This window comes from Haloarcula nitratireducens (assembly GCF_019599505.1).
This window is the reverse complement of the sequence record NZ_RKLT01000009.1, coordinates 67,483-88,558: the sequence shown is the minus strand read 5'-3', so window position 1 is coordinate 88,558 and position 21,076 is coordinate 67,483. Positions and strand designations below refer to the sequence as shown.

Genomic DNA, 21,076 nt, shown 5'->3' with positions numbered 1-21,076 from the left:
TAGCGCTGTTTTTGTCTATAGACTGGTGAACGGGTTTACTGCCGGTGGACAATCCAAGGACCACAATGGATTTATCCATGTGTAGACTCTACACATAGATATGTCCGGGGAGAAAACACGGGTGGACTTCAACGCGCCGAAATCCCTCGTCGAGCGTGCTGACAGCGTTGTGGAGATCCTCGATATCTCTCGGACACGCCTTCTTATCACTGCCCTCGAAGATGAGCTAGACGCACTCGCGAACGACAAGGAGTTCTACCGTCGTTTGAGCGATGCCTACTACGAGGAGCGTATCGACCATGAGACCGTCGAGGCCATACTTGGTCGGGAGGAAGCGATGCGAATGAAACTGCTGCGAGCGTCGATCGATCGAACACCTCCTGGACCGCAACTTGAAGACGACCTTCCGGATGACGAGGTGTTCTATGACGGCGATGTTCCCGAGTGGACCGGAAGCGATCAGTCAGAGACGGCGGACAACGGGCCACACGCCTGAGGATGCCGGCGCAGGCTGTCGCTGTCGTCGATACAAATGTTCTGTTGAATCTCGCGACACCTGTTGTCGACGGTCGCGCTACTGCCCCAACGGGAGCAGACCCACTCAAAGCGTTCCTCGCGTCCTACGACGTCCACACGCCTGCAAGTGTTCTCGGAGAGACCAGTGCAGCCACGGGCAGTGATGACCTTCTTTCCGCAGCTGCCGACCTCGTCCTCCAAGCAGCAGCCCACCTGACGACGCACGACGTGGATGACCGGATCGACGAGCCGCTCGACTATGGACTTGATCGCGGCGAATCCGAATGCATCTGGCTAGCGAACGATCTCAATGCAGACCTCTTTGTCACCGACGAGTTCAACACAACCAACTATCTCTTCGTCAGCCTCGCGCTTGACGACCGGAATACACTCTTCACGACGCCCCATATCCTCTGTACGTTGGCAACCTCCAACGTGCTCTCTCCGGACTACGTCGCCGCCGCACTCACCTACTACGTGGAAACAAAACACTGGGACAACCAGTATATTACGCAGCTACGCAAACAGTACCTGACCGACTGAGTCGACTACCTTGTGGTCAAGCCCGAGGCTTGTTAGTGGGTCCCCGCTCTAACTGAGTAGCTCGATAGCGGTGGTGAGCGCCAACAGTTCCTCTAAGGAGATCGGCCACGAAGATGTGGCTATGGAGGTCGGAGTGACAGTCGGCGACTCGGTGGAACGACTGGAAGCGACAGCTGGAGACTTCGCGTTCGCCGAGCTCTCGATTGGCGAGTCGGCGTACGTTCCTGCCGAGGAAACGAACAGTCACCTTCGAACAGCATTGGACACCGTCGACACGGAGCTCTGTGTCCACCTGCCGTTCGAGCAAGTCGTCTCGACACGGGTTCATCAGCTCAATGACGCAATCGTTGCTCACCTCACGGAATTGCTTGACTGGGCGGGGACACTCGGCGCACAGAAGGCCGTCCTCCACGGCACGATGCGGAACCCACACGACGTTGAGCAGCGCCAGGTCTTCGCCGACCAACTGTCGGCTATCGCGAGCGCCGGTGACGATGCCGGGGTTGCACTCGTCGTCGAAAACGTTGGCCACCAAGCTCGCGGGCTACCCCTCTCAGTGCTGGGCGATATCGCGCGCGAAACCGAGACAGCGGTCTGTTTCGATGTCGGCCACGCATACATGGAAGATGGGAACGACGGGATCGAACGGTTCCTGGGAGAGTATGCTGATCTCGTCTCGCATTTGCATGTCCACGACGCACGCGGGCGTGGCGATACACATCTGCCGATCGGGGCCGGCGAAATCGAGTACGAGCTCGTGGCCGAGCCGCTGTCGGATTTCGACGGGACTGTCGCTGTCGAGGTGTTTACCGATGATGTGCCGCTCTTGCGAGACTCGGCCGAGCGGGCGAGACGGCACCTGCAGCAGGGTCTTGGAAGTTCCGTGGCGAAGGAGTGAGTTTCTAGGGCATGGCCACTTGTTGGGCGCGGACGCCACGGATTCGTGGAGAGTAACCGTGAGCGCTACCGAAGTGGCGTCCGACACACCCGTATCGGTAGACAAGAGTCCACTGACAAGCCCACCCCTTTAGGGGTGGGTAGCTGACGACACGACCCCCTCCGATCCGGCGACGTTTTTCATCCGGCGGTGCCGCCGGAGGAGTCCCACTTTATCAGCCACCCGGCCCGCGAGACTCCGGAAGGTCTCGGCCGTCTCGCCCTCGCCGAGGACGAGGGGCGTCCCGTCGTCGCCGCCCTCGCGGACCGCGGGGTCCAGCGGGAGCGCCCCCAGATAGGGCAGGCCGGTCTCGTCAGCCAACTCCTCGCCGCCGCCCGCGCCGAACACGTCGTGGGCACTCTCGCAATCGGGGCAGACGAAGGTTCGCATATTCTCGACCACGCCCAGCACCGGGGTGTCGAACTCGCCGAAAGCGCGCATGCTCCGGCGGGTGTCGTCGGTCGCCACCGCCTGCGGGGTCGTCACCACCAGCGCGCCGGTCACCGGGAGCGTCTGGAGGACCGACATCTGCACGTCGCCGGTCCCCGGCGGGAGGTCCACCACGAGGTAGTCAAGGCCGGTCCACGCCACGTCGTCGAAGAGGTCGGTGAGCGCGCTGTGGGCCATCGGCCCACGCCAGATGACCGGGTCGTCGTCGCCGACCAGCGACCCGACGCTCGCCACCTCGACGCCGTGGCTCTCGGGCGGCACGAGACGCTTCTCGCCGTCGATGTCCTCGATTTCGGGCGCGGCCTCGACGCCGAGCATCTGGGGCGCGTTCGGGCCGTACACGTCAGCGTCGAACAGGCCCACGCTGGCCCCGCGGTCGGCGAGTCCGGCCGCGAGGTTCGACGCCACGGTGGATTTGCCGACCCCACCCTTGCCGGAGGCGACGGCGACGACGGCATCGACGCCGGGTAGGACCTGCTCCGCGCCGGGCTTGCGCTCGGGCGTCGCCGAGAGGTCGGGGTCGAGTCCGGCCTCTCGAACCACGCTCCGGACTTCCTCGGCCAACGCGTTCTCGGTCGGCGAGTGGACCGCGCCGAGCGCGAGATTGATGCTAGCGGTACCGTCGCCCACTGTCACCTCGCGGACGAGGCCGCTCGAGACCACGTCGTCGCCGAGGTCAGGGTCGTCGATGCTACTGAGTCGGTCGCGCAGGTCGTCGGGGGTGATTGAGTCGGTCATGAGTTTGAATTCGAAGTCGTCTCGCGCTGGTCATCTGTTGGTTCAGCTTCCTGTGAGTCCCCGTCTCGTTTGTCTGTCTGGCCCGCGACGATACCCGACCGAGCGTCCCACGCCGCAAACGTTCTGCCGATGCCCACGACTCGGGCGAACGCGCCCTCCGCGCTGTCGGCCTCGCGGACCCGGTCGTGGAACTCGTCCAGCCAGCCCAAGCGGTCAAGCGTCCGGCGCTGGAGGTCGGCAAGCGCTTCGGCCTCCTCGATATTCCCGGCCGTCCGGCGGTCGGCCTCGGCCTGCGCCAGCGCCCCGAGGAACTCGAAAGCGGCCGCGACGTGGTCGGGAATCCCGTCGCCCCGCGTCGGTTCGAAACCCACGGCAGCGTAGAGTTCGGCGAGTTCGGCCGCGGGTTTCCCGAGGAGTTCACCCGCGTCGCCCGCGTGGTAGGCCGAGTCCGACTCGTAGTTGGCCGTCGTATCGTCGGAACTGGGCGCGTCGGCGGCGTGCGTCGAGGCAAACGGCGGGACGTAGTGCGGGCCGGGCACTGCGAACAGGTTCTCGTAGCCCACTTCGAGCGCCTCCTCGTCGTACTCCGCGAGGCATTCCGGGTCGACGTCCACCGGAAAAGCCGCCGAGAGCTGGACGAAGTAGCCGTTCTCGGCGGCCTCGACCAGCGCGCCCACGTCGCCGTCGAGGCAGGCCGACAGGAGGTCGTAGGTTTGGGCGCGCAGCCGGAGGAACTCCGGATCGGTCGCGGGGAGGTCCGCGTCGCCACCGTCGTCGGTCGTCCCGCTCATTCACCGTCACCTTGCTTGGTCACGTCCACGAAGGCGTCGTACTGGGCGTTGCTCCCGCCGACCGGGTCGCTCAGGCCCACGTCGCCGAGTTCCGAATCGAGGGGCTGGATGTGGTTGATGGCGAACCCAGCGTCCCGGCCCTTGGCGTACCCGGCCTCCTCGCGCATCGGTTCGTCGAACTCGTAGGGCGTGTGACCGTCGCGCTCGACCACTTCACGGGTCTCGCCGTCGATGGTCTGAGCGACCGCACCGTCTCCCTCGCGGCCCCACCCCCACATCGCGCCGACGACGCCGGGCCGGATGCCGTTCGTGACCATGGCGACGGCCTCGACGGTACGGCGTCCGGCGTCGATCTCGATGCGATCCCCGTTCTCGATGCCGCGCTCGTCGGCGTCCTCGGGGTTCACCCAGAGAGGGTTCTCGGGCCGGGTCTCGCGGAGCCACGGGCTGTTCTGAGTGCGGTGGGCGCCCTGCGTCCGGGGCTTCCAGTTGACCAGTCGGAGCGGGCGCTCGGGGTCCTCGTCGGAGACGACTCCGGCTTGGACCGACCCGTCATAGTGGCGCACGTCCTCGACCTTCGGCAGGGGGTCGAATCGTTCGCCGGTGTAGGAGTGTTTGCCCTTCGGGACAACTTCGCTGTAGAAGTCGGCACGCGCGCCGAGTTTGTACCGCAGGTGGTCGCCGTCGTAGGCGTTCGACCGGTCGCCGTAGCGCTCGGCGTAGTCGTAGTCGTGGCCGTGTTCGGCGAACGCCTCGCCGTAGTTCTTGATCGGTTCCTCGAACCGGCCGCCGCGGTTGAGAACCGTGACGACCTTGCGCCACTCATCGGGCTCGACCGCGGCCTTCCACTCTTTCAGGTCGAAGTGCTTTCCAAGGCCCTTTTCGTGGGCCTTCCGGAAGGTATCGAGTTCCGAATCGGTGGCGTCGGCGACCGGTTCGCGGTCGTAGGCGATGTTGGCGACCAGTTTGAGATAGAAGTCCTCTGAGGAGTCGAGCGACCACAGATTCCCATCGGCGTCCGGAATCGCGTCCTCGCCGACGCCCGGCAAGTCCATCTCCTTCCAGATGTCGATGAGGACTTCCTCGAAGGGCCGGGCGTCAGGCACTACCTTCACGCTCGGCTGGCTGATCTTCTCGTCGGCGAATCGCTTGTTCGGGTAGGTGCCGAAGTTCTCCCAGCGTTCGAGGTAGGTTGGTTCGGGCAGGATATAGTCGGCGTACTTGCTGGTGTCGCCGACCACGGTGTCGCTGGCGACGAACAGCGGAATCTTCTCGGTGTCTTGTAGCACCTCAGGTATCCTGTCGCCGCCCGCGACCGACATGACATGGTTCTCGGAGTAGGGCCGCAGGAACAACGCCTCGACCGAGTAGGGGTACTCGTCCTTCGCGCTCCCGTAGAGTTCCTGTGCGGCGTAGGGCGGCGCGACCGGGAACCACGGACGCTTGGCCGGATAGCCGTCGTCGCGCTCGAACAGCGACGTGTCCTCGTAGTTGACGCCGCCCCGGAGCAGGGGGACGCCCCACGGCGAGTGGCCGTCCGGAACCGTCCCCAGTTCGTACCGCCCCGACATCGTGGCGAACCCGGCGTAGGGCGTCATCTGGCCGCCCTTCCAGTCGTAGTTGCCGATGAGATGCTGGAGGGTGGCGATGGTGCGCTGGTTCTGGAAGCCGTTGGCGTGCTTGGCCGGGCCGCGGTAGGACATGATGGCGGCCTGCTTACCGTGGCTGGTGAACTCGTCGGCGACTTCTGCGATGGTCTCGGGCGCGACGCCAGCCATGTCGGCGTACTCCTCGACGGTGTGCTCGAAAACGCGCTCGCGGTAGAGTGACCACGCGCTCCGGACGCGCTCGCCACCGACCGTGAGGTCCACGTCGAGGACGGCCGCGTCGGCGTCGTCGGCGGGCATCGGTTTGCCCGTCTCGGCGTCCACGACGACGAACTCGTCGGCAGCGTCGGCGTCGTCACCGACGAGGCCGAGATCCGAGGCGCGGGCCTTCGGTTGGGCCTCGGCGTCCACCCGGACGAGATGGGTCGCGTCGCTCCACGTCGGTTCGCCGTCGGCGGTCGCAGCTGACTTCGAGGGGTTGCGCAGGTAGTCCACGTCGTGGCGACCGCGCTCGATAATCCACCGGGCCATGCCCATGGCGAGGGCGGCATCCGCACCGGGTTCGACCGGGACCCACTGTTCGGCCTTCTCGGCGGTCTTCGATAGGCGCGGGTCCACCACGTCCATCCGCATACCGTCCGCCATCGCGTTGGTCAACTTTGGCGCGAGCCACGTCGGTCCTTTGTTGGCGACCAGCGGGTTGGTGCCCCACACCAGCAGATACTCGCAGTTCTCGATATCGGCGTACTGGCGCTTCTTCTTCCCGCCGAACGACCGGACGTTACCCATCACGCTGGAGAACCCACAGGTCCCGGCGTGGTGGACGCTGTTGAGCGACCCGAGGCCTTGCTTCCAGAGCCGCCCCCGGATGAAGTTCCGGCGGTAGCCGCCCACGTCCACGATTTGGTTGGCCTTCGGCCCGAGGCCCGGGTGGTCAGTGTCGATGAGTGTGTCCTCCCACTTCCGGTCGAATTTTTCCGCCTCCATTTCGCCGTCCTGGACGGCCTCCCAGTCGGACATGACCTCCTCCTTCGGCGCGTAGCCCCACAGCTCGCGGAGGCCAGGATGACCTAACTCTTCGTTGCCTTCGACAATCTCTGTGATTGCCTGCTCCCACGAGATGGTCTGCCACTCGCCGGAGCCGCGGGGGCCGACCCGCTTCATCGGCTTTCGGACCCGGTAGGCGTCGAAGGCGGTCTGGATTCCGGCCTGTCCCTTCAGGCACATCCGCGCGCCGGACAGCGACCATCGGTCTCCGGCCACGTCGCCGGTCCCCTCCAAGTCGCCCGTGGCGACCTTCTGGGGGTTGCTGTCGTAGGGTACCTGTGAGAACGGCTGGGTGTTCAGGAAGGAGTAGGGGTTGCCCGCCAGCTTCCGGACCAGCGAACTGTACTGGCCGGTCCCGCTCTCGTCAGCAAGTCGGACCTTAATGGGGCAGAAAGAGTTACACTGCCCGCAGGTGGTGTGAATCACGTCCTCGGCCCCGTAGTCGCCAAAGTCGGTGCCGACGTAGTGCTCCTCCCTGTCGGTCCAGAGATCGGTCGTGTCGAGGTTCACGCTGGCGGTGCTACCGGCGGCGACAGCGCCGACGCCGCCCGCGATTTTCATGAAGTCGCGTCTGGTGAACGACGCGTCTGCGTCGTCCGTGTCGTTCTCTGTCTCTACCTCAGAGTCGTGGGTAGGTTCGGGGTCTGAGTCGTCTGTGGAACTCATCGGTTGTCACCTCCGTCGCTCCGGCCGCCATCCGCGGCGGCGGGCATCTGATCCGCGCTGTGCGCCTCGCCGTCTCCGGTCGCTCCAGCTGGCTCTAACGTCTCGAGCGGGCGGAGCGGCAGGACCTCTGCGCCGAGCGAGTAGAGCAGGAGGCCGACCGCTATCATCCCGGCCGAGGTCAGCCACTCGATTGCGGTCGGGAAATACGATCCGTGAGGCAGGCCCTCCATTACGGGCAGAATCTGGGGCGGCACCACGATGTTGAACCGGACCGCGACGATGCCGACCACGACGCTCAGGCCCGCCAGCATCAGCGGAATCGGCGATCGACGCCACGACCGCTTGCTCAGCAGAATCAGCGGGAGGACCCACCCGAGGCCGACCATGAACCACCAGAACGACCACGACATCTCGCCAAACAGCACGATGAGCCACGTCTCGACCTCGTGGGGGTGCAGCGAGTTCAGTGCTATGAGCGCGTCGATGGCGGTGAACGCGGCGTCGGCGGCGATGAACCCCGCGAGCAGTTTGCCGAGGCGGTCCATCAGCGCGCGGTCTAGCGTCTCGCCGGTCAGCAGTTTCGCCCGGAGGACGTACAGCGCCGACACCATCGCAGTGCCTGACACCACCGCCGAGATGACGAAGATGACCGGGAACAGGCCGCTGTTCCAGTAGGGCCGGGCCTTCGCCACCGCGAACAGCACGCCGGTCCCGCCGTGGACCATGAAGATGGCCAACGGGATGCCGAGGAGTCCGGCGCGCTTGAGCCACCGCTCGTCGGTCTCGGCCGAGTCCTCGGAGGTCTCCCGCCGCCCGAGCGTGAGGAGCGCGCAGAGCTTCGCGCGCCAGCCCTCGGTCTTTTCGGCGACCCGCGCGAGGTCGATGCGCATCGAGAAGTAGAGTTCGGTCACGAGGACGCCGATGTAGGCGACGTAGGCGTGAACCTCCCACGACAGAGCCGAGGTCGCCTGCCGGAAGAGGAAGGGGTGGTACATCCGGTCCATCCGGCCGAGGTCGGTCCAGACGAACAGGAGCGCGACCACCATGCTGACGATGGCCGCGAACAGCGCGTCTCTGTCTATCTTCTCTAGCCCTTCGACCTCGAAGACGTTCGCCAGCGTGCTGACGAGGAAGGCCCCCGCCGAGAGGCCGACGAAATAGATGTAGAACGCGACCCACGCGCCCCACGGCGAGATGCTCGTGAGGTTGGTCGAGGCCATCCCGAGGCTGATGCGACGCCACGTGGCCCACCCGCCGACCACGAGCAGCACCGCTAACAAGGCGTACCACGCGACGCGGAACCGTCCGTTCCGGAAACCAGGGTCGTAGTCGAGCGTGTTGGTTGCCATGATCCTATTTGAGGTAGTAGACGTTCGGGTCGGTCCCCTCCGACTCCTTGAGCTGGAACGAGCGATTCGACTTGGCCATCTCCGACACCTCACTCTCGGGGTCGTTCAGGTCGCCCGCGTTCCGGGCGTCTCCCACGCACGTCTCGACGCAAGCCGGCTCCTCGCCGCGGTTCAGTCGGTGCATGCAGAGGCTACACTTCCGGACGTTGCCGACCGGGGACTTGCCGCCCTCGCGGGGACCGCGGTCCACACCGTACTCCGGACTCGTCACCTCGCCGCTACCCATCACTTCGTCGTCGTAGTTGTCGCCGAAGTCGAAGTACCGTGCCCCGTAGGGACAGGCGATCATACAGTACCGACAGCCGATACATCGGTCGTAGTCCACGTTGACGACGCCGTTGTCCATCTTGTATGTCGCCGAGACGGGACAGACCTGCACACAGGGCGGGTTCTCGCACTGCATGCAGGGCCGGGGGACGTTAGTCCGCGTGACGTTCGGAAACTCGCCGTGTTCCTCCTCCATTACGACGTTGTACGAAACTCCCGGCGGGGTGCGGTTCTCGGCCTTGCACGCCACCGTGCAGGAGTCACACCCTACGCACTTCTGGAGGTCGATCACCATGCCCCACTTCTCGTCGCCCGAGCGGGCGTCTGCTCCATCGCCGTCTCCCTGCTCGCTCGCCATCGACTCGGCGACCGATTCCATTGACCCGACCGAACAGCCCAGACTCTCGGCCGTCTCACGCGAGACGGTCTGGCGCGCCCCGTCAGCGTCGATTGCCGGGTTCGGCGTCTCTCTGTAGTCGTCACCGAACTCGGCCTCCGCGGCCTCGTCGTACTTCTCCCAGTAGGCGTCGCCCGAGAGTTCGCCCTTGGCGACGCGCTTGGCGTCCTCGGCCATGGCGAGGCCAAGGTCGGTCCGGTACTCGGTCTTCGAGAGTTCTTCGCGGGGGGCCGGCGTCTCGTCGTCGACCATCCCGTCAAGGATGTCCGCGCCCGGCACCGAAGGGATACTTGCGGCCTCAGCGTCGTCGGCACGACTCACCGTGACCACCGCCCAGTTCGTGAGGGGCGTCCGCGCCGCGTCTGGTTCGGAGTCATCACACGTGGACCTACAGGTGCAAGGGGACTGAGCGTACTACCGATACTGTTGGGCACCCTCGCACCGGCCGAAATCCCCCCCGCTGAGAGTACCGATACTGTTTGGGTCGCCCCGAGTGATCTCCCGATTCGAGAAGCGAGCTCGATGTCCTAATCGTTCCAGATAGTCGGATACAGCCCCTACAAACCGCAATTCCAACATTTTGAAAACGGGGTTTTCGGTTTTAGGGGGACGACGAACCAGTTGTAGACATGACCGAACACGTTCGCGTTCCAAAGTGTCCTCCACCCGAGACACTACGGAGGGTCTCACGATGGACGTGAGCCTCGTCCTCGCGTCGTCGGTCGCGCTCCGGGTCGCTGGCGTCGGCTACTCGCTGGCGTTACTCTATCAGAGCGGCGACCGGCGATTCGGCTTCCTCACTGTCATGCTCGCGCTGATGGCCTCCCGGCAGGTCTGGACCGCGATGACCGGGGCGACGACTGGCCTCGAAGAACTCCCCGGCCTCGCCGTCAGCCTCCTCGCGGTGGCGACGGTCCACTACCTCTCGACCTACGTTGAGGAGGAAGACCGCATCAAGAAGCGCCTCCGCGAGGCCAACGAGGAGCTCCGTGGCTTCCGAAAGGCGGTCGAACACGCCGGTCACGCCATCTTCATCACCGACGACGAGGGCACCATCGAGTACGCTAACCCTGCCGTCGAGTCGGTTACGGGCTACGACCCCGAGGCGGTAGTCGGCGAGGACCCGAGCCTCTGGAAGTCCGACGAACACGACGAGTCGTTCTACGCCGACCTCTGGGGGACCATCACCGACGGCGAGGTCTGGGACGGCGAAATCATCAACAAGCATCGGGACGGCGACCTCCGGTGGGTGGACATGACTATTGCACCCATCACCGACGAGGCGGGCGAGGCCGACCGCTACGTCGCAGTCGATACCGATGTGACCGAGCGCAAGGAGCGGGAACTCCGTATCCGAGGCCAGAACGAGCGCCTCGAACGCCTCAACGAGACCAACGAGGTGCTCCGGGAGGTCAACCGCCGCCTCGTGCAGGCCGACAACCGCGAGCAGGTCGAGCGGGCCACCTGCGAGCAGTTCGCTTCGACCGGATCGTACGACGCAGCGTGGGTTGCTACCCGAAACATGGTCAACAACGCGGTCCGTGCCCGGACTCACGCCGGAATCGACGATGCCGAACTCGAACAGGTCGTCTCGGCGGTCAACAATACCGAAGAGACGCCGGTAGACCGGGCGCTGGCCGGCAGCGTGACCGCGGTGGCCAGGACGCTGGACGACGGGGACCCCGCCCCGGCCGACTCCGGGGCGACGCTAGCGATTCCGCTCACTTACCGGGATGTCTGCTACGGCGCATTGGTGGTCCACGCCGCCGACGCTGACGCCGTGGACGTGGTGGACCCGCAGGTGCTCGAGGAACTCGGCGAGACCATCGCCTACGCTATCAACGCCGTCGAGAGCAAGCGGTCGCTGGTCGCCGATCAAGTGACGGAACTCACTTTCCGGATGGCCGACGGCGACGGGCCGCTGTTCTCGCTGGCGGCCGCTCTCGACTGCAACCTCGAACTCGAACGGCTCTCTGTCGGGACCGACGGCCAACTGGTTGAGTACTTCACGGTCACAGGGACCAACGCCGACGCGGTCGACGACTACGTGGCCGACTCGACTGACATCGTGGCTGCACAGGCCGTCACAGAGCACGACGACGCCGTTGTGTTCCGGTTCACCGTCTCGGAGTCGTCGGTCGTGGCCACCGTTGCCGAGCAGGGGTGTGTGGTCCAGTCGCTGTCCGCCGGCGCTGACGGCGGTCGGGTGACCGCCGAGCTCCCACAGACCGCCGACGTGCGGACCGTGGTCGAGGCTGTGCGCAACTCCCACCCGAACGCCGATCTCGTGGCCCAGCAAGAGCGGGAGCGCTCCACCGAGACACCTGGTGAGTTCCGCGCTGGCGTCGAAGAACGCCTCACTGACCGACAGTTAGAGGCCCTCAAGACCGCACATCTCACGGGCTACTTCTCGTGGCCCCGCGAGACCAGCGGTGAAGAGGTCGCCGACCTGATGGACATCTCCCAGTCCACCTTCCTCCAGCACTTCCGGGCCGCCGAGCGCAAACTGTTCGAGGCAATGTTCGACTGGGAGTCAGTAGCCGGGTACCGCGACACGGTGAACGGGTCCACATCCTACTCGTAATGAGAGCGCTATCCTAATTCCTAGTCCCATCGAAACTTGAAGCGGGGAGCGGCACCTATCAAGGCAGACACCCCAGACATGATCAACCGACACGAACTCATCGACGTTGCGACGATCCGGCTCAGTGCTCTTCTCCTGGGCGAGTCGACGTTCTTTGCACGATCCGTTGACGCACCGCCGCTCGTCGACGTGACATCGGAGACGACGCTACCCGTCGACGAGGTGGGCGACCCGCGCACCGCCGGTCGATGCGATGTGGAAGTCGACACTCCATGCGGGGTGTTCGAAACCGCGTATCTGCCTTGGCAGTGGCTCGGGCCTGAGTATCCGACGCTCGTGTACCACCACGGGAGTGGGGAGCGGCCGTTCGATAGTGGGCGGTTCAGTACAAACTCTGTCCGGCGACTATTCTGTGGGCTGGAGGAGGACCTGCCGATCAATCTCATCGCGGTGAGGGCGCCGTTTCACGATGGATCGAGTCGAGAGTACATTCGAGCGATGGGCGAGCTGGAGAACTTCGTCGGGATGCTCGCCGCCTCGGCAGGGTTGCTCGAGGCGCTCACGGACCGGATCGCCGACCGGACCGACGGGCCAGTCGTCCTCTCGGGGATCAGTCTCGGTGGTTGGGTGGTCAACCTCCATCGAGCTTGCTTCGGATCCGCCGACCGGTACGTCCCGTTGTTCGCCGGCGCCGCGCTCGGCGACATGTTTGTCTCCTCTGTCTACCGGTATATGACCGCCGACGCCGCCCGGCGTCGGCCGTCACAGCTCCGAGAGGTGCTTGACTTCGAGGACGCCTTTCGAGCGGTCGAGGCTGCCAACTGCGCGCCGCTGCTGGGCCGGTACGATCGGATCATCGAGTACGACCGCCAGCGACCAAGCTACACCGGCATGTCGCTCGCGGTGCTGGAGCGGGGGCATGTTACCGGCTCTCTGGCTGCAGCCCCCCTCCGGCAGCACGTGCTTGGAGCCATCCCCGGAATGGACGATGAGACGGTGGACTTCTGACGACCACTGTCGACGAGGCGTGGGGGGCAGACATCTGATGGTGTTCGTTCTCAGTCGGTGACAGCGAGCAGAGCACTCTTCTCAGGGTTTCGCAGCGCCGCTGCGAAGCGAGCTTGCAAGTTGACGCACCAAGGTGAGTACGACTAGCTGCATTCCTGAGTGGTGCTGGTGAATCTGCCGTATTGTAACAGGGTGTGTTTGTGAAAGCGCCACCGAGGGGTGATGCCGATTGACGGCTGTCTCTCTGTACTGCGTCACGGGCTGGGTCAACGCGTGTACTGCATCTAGCGGTCAGTAGCGAGCTGCTCAGGTGAACGATTTGTGGTGTTCACCGTGACCGCTTCCGCATCCGCACCGCAGAAAATGTCCTCCGCCGGAGAGGGTGGCAGTAGCCGACCCGGATTACGGACTGAGGAAAGTGTCTCAAAACGATGGCTGACTAACCAACACGAACAGGAGGTCTGCTGTAGTGTTGGTTAGCTGCGTAGCGAGCGGTATGAGGGCAGACTGATACCAGAATATGACGACTCAATCTGCTCTGTTGATCGTATTCTATTCCACTGCAGACGATAGTTTCCGCTAAAAGGCTTTGTTGAAACCTTCAGCAGATGATATATCCTGACTCATGTGGTCAGTGCAGGTGATTGATGTAGCACTGCGGAATGCAGTTTCTCCACAACTGCTGTCACGAAGGGTGTGCTGAATATAGAGGGGGGATGCAGTACGCAGATGAGGGGTCTACAATAAGTACTCGACATCGAAAATACACGTGGATGGGATTAGGATATGAATTTTTTATTCTAAATGGATGCTACTCGCTTCATCATTAAGGTTAAAAACACCATTACAATACTCAGAACTTCCGTTAGTTGTGAGTATCCTGTTACAAGATAGGTCGTTTCCGTCGACCTCTTCGAAGTAACAAGATACGGTCTACAACTATGAGTGACGAACGAAAGCAATCACGCTACCTGAATCGACGGACCGTTCTCAAAGCAGCTGGGGCTGCCGGCCTCGCCGCAGCATCGCCCTGGACCACGGGACAAGTTGCAGCCGTTACTGGCAACACGCCGCTGGCGCTCGGAGACCACAAATGGGAAGACCCGCTCCCGCGGCCGGGAGTATTGACGCCAGCCAACCGGAAGGGTCGGACCGACCGTTACGAGATCGAACTGAGCGAATTTACGCAGACAGTGCTTCCCAGTTCGCTGGGAAAGGACACGACACTCTGGGGGTACGAAGGGACGTATCCCGCAGCGACCATCGAGGCACGTCCCGGACGTCCCGTTGAAGTCGAATACATCAACAACCTTCCCTCGGACCACCTGTTGAGTGTCGACGAACGGATCCACGGCGCGGGCCAGGGCGCACCCGCCGTCCGGACGGTTACCCACCTCCACGGCGGGGTGGTCGCCCCAGAGGACGACGGGTACCCCGAAGCGTGGATCTCGTCGGGTGGCCAGACCGCCGGGGACATCGCAAGCGTCCCGAACAGCGAAGTTCCGTATAAGAACCCCAAGGAGTACCCGAACGACCAGAAACCGGGGACGCTGTGGTACCACGACCACGCGCTCGGCATCACGCGCCTGAACGTATATGCCGGTCTGGCGGGCTTCTACCTGCTTCGGGACCCGATGGAGAACGCCCTCCCGAACGAGCAGTACGAGATCCCGATCCTCTTTCAGGACCGGACGTTCGAATCGAATGGCGACCTGTTCTACCCACCGGGCGACGAGGATGACTACGAAGCGGAGTTCGCCGGCGACATCCCGGTCGTCAACGGGAAGGCATACCCGTACATCGAAGTCGAACCCAGGTCCTACCGGTTCCGGTTCCTGAACGGGTCGAACAACCGGTCGTTCAACATGCGGTTCTACAACGAGGACACAGACTCGTATAGCGACGTTCCGCTGATGCAGCAGATCGGCGTGGACCTCGGCTTCCTCGACGAAGTGGTCTCCGTGGGCCCTGGCGGCACGGTCGGCCCAAAGGGGCCAATCGACTCGATGCTTCTCTCTGGGGCCGAGCGGGCGGACGTGGTCGTCGACTTCAGCGGCTACGAGGGGACGACGTTCACGGTCAAAAACAATGCCGAGTTCCCGTACGCCGGCTTGAACAGTGGCCCGGACATCGAATCGATGGGTGAGATGCTCCAGATACGGGTCACGGATACGGTGACGGAACCGGACGCGACCATCCCGCCACAGCGGTTCCTCGATCGGATTACCAACAAGTACGAGGAGCCGGAGACCACTTCGTCCGGAATCACCCGGACGTTCACGCTCGACAGCGCGGTGTTCACGGTCGAGAGTGGCGACTTCGAAGGAGACGAACTGGACAGCCACTTCCTTGACCTCGCGTTCTGGGAGGATGACGACGCGATCGTGAATCCGACGCTCGGCACCTCCGAAGTCTGGGAGCTGTACAACACCACGGGTGATTCTCACCCGATCCACCTGCACCTCGTCGACTTCGAAGTGCTTGAGCAGGAGAGCTTCACCTGGGATGACGAAGCGGGGTACCAGGATGCCGCCCAAGCCTTCATCGACAGCGAGACTACCACGCGGCCGGACATCTCGGACTACGTGACGCTCTCTGGAGCGCCCACGCTGCCGAATCCGAACAACCGTTTCCACAAGGATACAGTGCTGGTCAACCCGCAGGAGGTGGTCCGCATCAAGCCAAACTTCACCGGCTACACCGGCATCTACCCCTGGCACTGCCACATCCTCGAACACGAAGACCAGGAGATGATGCTCCCCTACGAGGTGGTGTCATCGGAGTAGAGGCCATCTGTTGAAACGGGCTCTTTTCCTCCGTCTCTTGAAACTGGCTCAAGATCTTCCCCGTAGCCAATCCAATTCTAAACGGAGGGACGTGCAAGATACGCGCTCTCCATTCAGCACAGCACTCTGAACACCACTGCGTTCTGAGAAGGTGGCCAGCGGTCAAGAGGCAGCCCTAACGAAAGCGCTTGCACGCGAGAATGGAGATGACGAATAGGATTTCAACGGGAGACCGGGGTTTAATCCTCGGCCTTGAGCGTTCAGCCAGGCCACTCGTTCTGTTCAACTACCTTGTGAATCCCGTCAAGGAGTGGTGAACCGGACCGCTCCGCGTGAATGACGACATTTTCGTATGCTTGCTCGAGATGTTTCTGTTTGGAACTGGTGCCTTCGTGTTGCTCTACATACCGTACTAACTCATCTTGTGTCGTGTGTCACCCAAATTCACCGAGGCTAAAATTGTGAACGCGACTGCAACAAGGGCTAGTACGACGTTCTTCTGTTAAATATTTACAAGTAGCAAAATTGTGGATAGCAATCGAACTCTAAAAGGAATCAGTGATCTCCCATACCAGAGTTAATAGAAGTATTTCATGAATATTTTGTCAGTAGATAACATAAGAGGAAAAACTATCATGGAACAGAAAAAACACCCTGCAGAGTATGGCAACAGAAAACACGGTAGGGGGGTTATTCGAAGACTGGAGTCCTGGACGGGCAGAGCTAGTGAAAACCGACATGGGACAGAACGGGTATCCCGCAGTTAATATTAAAGAAGCTGCTCAAGAAGCTGTCGAAAAGCTCGGAATTGAAGACCCAAAAGGGCCTGGCTATTTGATTCCGTTGTTCGCTGAAGACGCGCCCGAACCGTCAGACGAGTACGTCGTCTACAGACCTGAAAGGGGACAATTCATCTGGTACGACACAAAAACTAGCCACGGAACACAGCGGTTCACATCCTGTTCGAAATTCCAACATCACGAAATCGGTTATCGTCTTCGGTTCTGGCTTTCAATGGAAAAGTTGGATCTTGATGACTCGGAACTGCCGGCCGAGTCGGTTCAGCCCACCGATCAACTCTCCGAGGCAGATCAGGCTCAATTTTTCGACGGTCTGAAACACTTCATTCAGTCAGAGCGAACGACTCAGCGAGAGACCAACTGGCAGGCGTATCAAGAACTCGGCCTTAAGGAAGCAATTCGCCGACAGAGCGTTTCGGGTCCGTTCGCATTTTCAACCACTGGCTCGAATTCAACAGGGAACCCATCGTACATATATCAAGTTCTATTGGATGACGACGAAGAGATTGATCTTCGCGACGACGAGAATCTCTTTGAAGGAAACAGATGTATCGTCGATACAGACGCTGACGCCTTTCCGATTCCAGTGAAAGTCACGTCTGTAGACGACCCCCAGATTATGTTCCGTCCGCTTTGGGATGAGATAGAGGATACCGTGGCAGTCGATAGTGTACTTCAGGATGATGAGATAGAAATTTGGCTCTCCCATCTTCTGAATCCGGTGCCGTTCGAACGTCGCATGACTGCAATTAAGAAAGTCGAACAGAATCCAGATAAGCGGGAGCTTCTCACCGGACAAAGAGCGATCGGGTTTACAGTCAATAAACATAATTCTCCAGACCCGGCCGTCGAATTGAACGACTACCAACAGAAAGCACTGGTCTGGGCCGATAGTGCGGACGATCTCGTGTGTATCCATGGTCCACCTGGAACTGGGAAAACGCGAACACTCACAGCTTACGTTGAGTATGCTGCGTCACGTAACGAGTCCGTGCTTGTGACTGCACACTCGAATCAGGCTGTCGACAATCTTCTGGTCGGGGATAGTAGCCGGGGATCGCCCGAAGAAGGCACGCTTCACGCACTTGCTCAGAAAGACAATTCGCAAATGTCGATCGCTCGTGTTGGAAATAACTCTCGTAATGACGTTGTAATCGACAATTATGCCCACCAATCCGAGCACAATGCGGATATCGTCGCAGCGACGACATCAGGAGCGGCCCAATTCGATCACAACCAATTCGATATCGCGGTGGTCGACGAAGCTACACAGGCAAGTCGGCCAGCAACAGCCATAGCACTCTTCTGTGCCAAAAAACTCGTCTTGGCTGGCGACCATAAGCAACTCCCGCCGTATTGTGCTAACGAATCGATGCAGGAGGAAGATATGCATATTTCTCTGTTCGAGTATCTGTTGAATCGCTACGACGAACAGTCCGCTGTCTTACTGAAAAAGCAGTACCGAATGCACGATGAGATCGCAACGTTTCCCAACGAGGCATTCTACAACGGTGAACTAGAGACTGCCAATCGCAACCGAGACTGGCAAATAGATGATTTAAATTCCCTAATAGGGATCAATATCACCGGCGAAGAGAGACGGCGAGAGCGTGGTCATTCATTCTACAATCCAGCGGAGGCTAAGGCTGTCGCCCGGCAAGTCGAGCTACTCGTCCAAAGTGGAGTGGATCCCCACGATATCGGTGTTATTACGGCTTACAGCGGGCAAATAGGAGAGATTGGCAGTCGGGTAAATCAATTAGATATCGAGAACCCCTATGCAGTGAGTATCGACACTGTGGACTCGTTCCAGGGCGGAGAGCGCGAGGCAATAATCGTGTCGTTCGTCCGGAGTAATGTTGACGGGTACAGTGGCTTCCTTGAGTTCCCTGAGGAAGGGCCTCGACGATTGAACGTTGCCCTTACGCGGGCTCGCAAGCGGCTAGTTTTAATTGGGGACTGGGAAACGTTGGGTCGTGTAGCCCCCCACCGATCTGACGAAGATAGTTGTGCGCCTCTGTATGCAGCACTGGCGGACTACATTCGCTCCAACGATCGCATGCTTTCTCCCGATTAGAACACGGGGACTCAATCAACCACCATCGGTCTTACAATCGCTCAACAAGATAGCGGCGACAACTGTCTCGAGTCTAGAATAGTATCGATTGGGCGGCAAATTCTTCGGTGCTGGCTACTTCGCGATATTGTCATGGTCGTCTGGTTTGGTGCTCATCATGTAGCTCTCACAGGTTAACAGCCGCCTCGTCTCAGCGAACTATTAGCAAATAAAGCTTTGAATAGAGAATGGTCATATTCTCCTGCAAAGCTCTGTTGAATCCGACATGTCTAATCCGTTAGTGATAAATAAAGAGTGAAATCTAAACTGTTGCCAGATGGGTTCTAGTTCAGGTTGTACCCACACTGTCGAATTAGCGGAGATAGCCGATGAGTGGTCGTCCGAGAAACCGTCTGATCATCTCAGCCACGACGATCCCGGTGTCCAAGATGGGACTTGGCACTGTCCACGGGAATCGCTTGATGACTTCGATAAGTGTGTATTTCACCTCTCACCCGCCGAGCGACCAGACAATATAAATATCTCACAAGAGTTTCTCACGCAACTTGCCGAGGCAAACACGATCAAAGAGCCTCACCGTCGGCGTCGTCATCAGCAATTTATCGATGTAGAGTTCAACCAGTTTAATCTCCGAGGACAAGTCATTGGCAAAAGCGGAAGATCGTATGTCGATTTCCGCTACTCCCGATTTGCAAACGTGGACTGTTCTCGGGCAGAGTTCCGACAGCGGATGCTGTTTTCACATTGTACGTTCGTCGGGCGGGACGATATCGATCCCCAAATCGAGGATCCGACAACACGGTATGATTTCAGTGACATCAAGAGTATTTTGTTCCGATCGGTTGATTTCCACTCTAGCGTCAAATTCACACAGTCGCGATTCGAAGGACCAGTACGATTTCATAGTAACCAGTACGATCGATACGTCTCGTTCAAAGGGGTCAACTTCCAGTATCCGGCTGACTTCGAAATGAGTGAATTCAGCCGAATGGCAGCATTCCAGGGAGCGGAATTTCAAAGTGGTGCTCGAATGTGTGCAACCAAATTCGACGCGTACGCGTGGTTTGCAGAGCACTACGCTGGGGGACCGATGTTTTGGTATGGGTCCAGATTTCGAAACGACGCTACATTTGACGATGCTGTCTTTGCAGACACAGTCTCATTCGAACAGGTATCGTTCGAATTTACAGCCGAATTCTTTGATGTGCAGGTTACAGGGGAACTCAACTGCGAGGGTATGCGTGCAGACACGGTATTCTTCGAGCCAGAACCCACTGGCGAAATCCAATATATCAACTTCGTAGAAGCAGAGATCAATGGCGGTGAAATTGAACAACCTCGTTCTGGTGCTGCTGTCTACGACTTCACCGATAGTGTCCTCGGAGATGTACTTTTTACTGACGAACGTAGCCGCCACCTGCTTGGTTGGATTAAGTTTCATCGAACGCGGTTCGATGGCTTTGATTTCAGCGACTCAGACGACCTTGACCCTGCTGCCGCAAACTATTGCATCCACCAGCTTGCAGACGAGGCACGAGCCGTGGTGACCGGTAGCGACACGACATCAACTCACGAAGATCTGGTCACGACTTATGTGTATGCAAAGAATGCCTCTTCAGAAGCAGGCAATAGTGTTGCTGCTGGATCGTTCTTTTATTGGGAAATGCTATATCGTCGGAAAGGTCACTGGGATCGCATGTTCAGCGAAGAGCGCTCCATGCTACATCGAATATATGATTTTACCCATTGGGTTCGAAATGGACTCATGGGCATGATCACAGGGTACGGGGAGCATCCAGACCGCGTGGTCTACACGTCTATCGGTACGATCCTCCTGTTTTCGGGAATCTATGCGACCAGCGAAACCGTACTCCCCAGTACTAGTTTCGTAGCAGCACTCGTCTTCAGCATTCAAAGTTTTGTTACTCTAATATTCGGCGACGTTACCGCTGGAACTTCGGTACTGACCCGTTTTTTCAGTTCTATCCAAGGATTTCTGGGTGCGTTTCTAATCGCACTGTTTGTTTTCACGTTAACGCGGCGCGTACACCGATGATAACACCGAGCCACGTTTCCAATCTTTCTACAATGCTGTTTCAAAGAGGTCTGGTGAGGCTCATGATTAGGTCGTTGATTAGCATTCTCAAATAGACTTCGTAGAAAATGCACACCGCCGCTACCAACAATTAACATTTATCTTAACTGTTCTGAGGTTAGTCATTACTACGTTTTTAAAATTTCTATCCACTATCAATCAAACGAGGCACCAATTTAGTAAGTACGCGAAGTGACTACTCGATTTCTAGTTGGTTACTTCAGCTGCTCTCTACCGGCGTTCTTGTCTTATTCGAGTTCAAACTCTCGCGACTACGGCCAATTGTCACAAGTGTATCTACTTCGACGAGCTGATTAAGGACTTTTCGGCCGTGTTGCGGGCAACACCACCACTATCA

At 60.1% G+C, this 21,076-nt stretch carries 13 protein-coding genes; 8 read left to right on the top strand and 5 right to left on the bottom strand.

Annotation, left to right across the window (positions count from 1 at the left end; all coding sequences use genetic code 11):
• Positions 1-100: 100 nt before the first annotated feature.
• From EGH23_RS17605 to EGH23_RS17595, 3 genes are all read left to right on the top strand, one after another.
• A complete protein-coding gene (locus EGH23_RS17605; protein ID WP_220581288.1) occupies positions 101-496 on the top strand; it encodes a hypothetical protein in 396 nt (131 codons plus the stop codon).
• A gap of 44 nt (positions 497-540) precedes the next feature.
• Positions 541-1,059, top strand: coding sequence for a hypothetical protein (locus EGH23_RS17600; protein ID WP_236044914.1), 519 nt, complete (start codon positions 541-543; stop codon positions 1,057-1,059).
• Positions 1,060-1,180: 121 nt separating this feature from the next.
• On the top strand, positions 1,181-1,957 hold the full coding sequence (locus tag EGH23_RS17595; RefSeq protein ID WP_220581287.1) for a sugar phosphate isomerase/epimerase family protein: 777 nt from the start codon (positions 1,181-1,183) through the stop codon (positions 1,955-1,957).
• Positions 1,958-2,086: 129 nt separating this feature from the next.
• Here the strand turns inward: EGH23_RS17595 and EGH23_RS17590 are convergent, their stop codons facing one another.
• The 5 genes from EGH23_RS17590 to EGH23_RS17570 are packed head-to-tail and all read right to left on the bottom strand — an operon-like array spanning position 2,087 to position 9,689.
• Positions 2,087-3,184 carry an Mrp/NBP35 family ATP-binding protein gene (locus EGH23_RS17590; protein ID WP_236044913.1) on the bottom strand — a complete coding sequence of 366 codons (1,098 nt, stop codon included), beginning with the start codon at positions 3,182-3,184 and terminating at the stop codon, positions 2,087-2,089.
• Positions 3,181-3,975, bottom strand: a complete 795-nt coding sequence (locus tag EGH23_RS17585; RefSeq protein WP_220581286.1) for a molecular chaperone TorD family protein — start codon at positions 3,973-3,975, stop codon at positions 3,181-3,183. Before EGH23_RS17585 ends, EGH23_RS17590 begins: the two co-directional genes overlap by 4 nt.
• On the bottom strand, positions 3,972-7,295 hold the full coding sequence (locus EGH23_RS17580) for a molybdopterin-dependent oxidoreductase (RefSeq protein ID WP_220581285.1): 3,324 nt from the start codon (positions 7,293-7,295) through the stop codon (positions 3,972-3,974). The genes EGH23_RS17585 and EGH23_RS17580 overlap by 4 nt, the downstream gene beginning before the upstream one ends.
• Positions 7,292-8,644 (bottom strand): NrfD/PsrC family molybdoenzyme membrane anchor subunit, encoded by a 1,353-nt coding sequence (gene nrfD, locus EGH23_RS17575; RefSeq protein ID WP_220581284.1) that lies wholly within the window; start codon positions 8,642-8,644, stop codon positions 7,292-7,294. The genes EGH23_RS17580 and nrfD overlap by 4 nt, the downstream gene beginning before the upstream one ends.
• A 4-nt stretch (positions 8,645-8,648) precedes the next feature.
• On the bottom strand, positions 8,649-9,689 hold the full coding sequence (locus EGH23_RS17570) for a 4Fe-4S ferredoxin N-terminal domain-containing protein (RefSeq protein WP_220581283.1): 1,041 nt from the start codon (positions 9,687-9,689) through the stop codon (positions 8,649-8,651).
• Positions 9,690-10,059: 370 nt separating this feature from the next.
• Here EGH23_RS17570 and EGH23_RS17565 point away from each other — a divergent pair, with 370 nt between their 5' ends.
• The 5 genes from EGH23_RS17565 (at position 10,060) to EGH23_RS17545 (ending at position 20,679) form a co-directional block, all read left to right on the top strand.
• On the top strand, positions 10,060-11,952 hold the full coding sequence (locus tag EGH23_RS17565; RefSeq protein WP_220581282.1) for a bacterio-opsin activator domain-containing protein: 1,893 nt from the start codon (positions 10,060-10,062) through the stop codon (positions 11,950-11,952).
• Between the two features lie 78 nt (positions 11,953-12,030).
• The gene (locus EGH23_RS17560) at positions 12,031-12,960 is read left to right on the top strand and encodes a hypothetical protein (protein ID WP_236044912.1); all 930 of its coding nucleotides are present in this window, start codon (positions 12,031-12,033) and stop codon (positions 12,958-12,960) included.
• 941 nt (positions 12,961-13,901) lie between these two features.
• Complete coding sequence (locus tag EGH23_RS17555) at positions 13,902-15,746, top strand: multicopper oxidase family protein (RefSeq protein WP_220581281.1); 1,845 nt, start codon at positions 13,902-13,904, stop codon at positions 15,744-15,746.
• Between the two features lie 663 nt (positions 15,747-16,409).
• Complete coding sequence (locus EGH23_RS17550; RefSeq protein WP_220581280.1) at positions 16,410-18,623, top strand: DEAD/DEAH box helicase; 2,214 nt, start codon at positions 16,410-16,412, stop codon at positions 18,621-18,623.
• Positions 18,624-18,939: 316 nt separating this feature from the next.
• The gene (locus tag EGH23_RS17545) at positions 18,940-20,679 is read left to right on the top strand and encodes an ion channel (protein WP_220581279.1); all 1,740 of its coding nucleotides are present in this window, start codon (positions 18,940-18,942) and stop codon (positions 20,677-20,679) included.
• Positions 20,680-21,076: the final 397 nt, after the last annotated feature.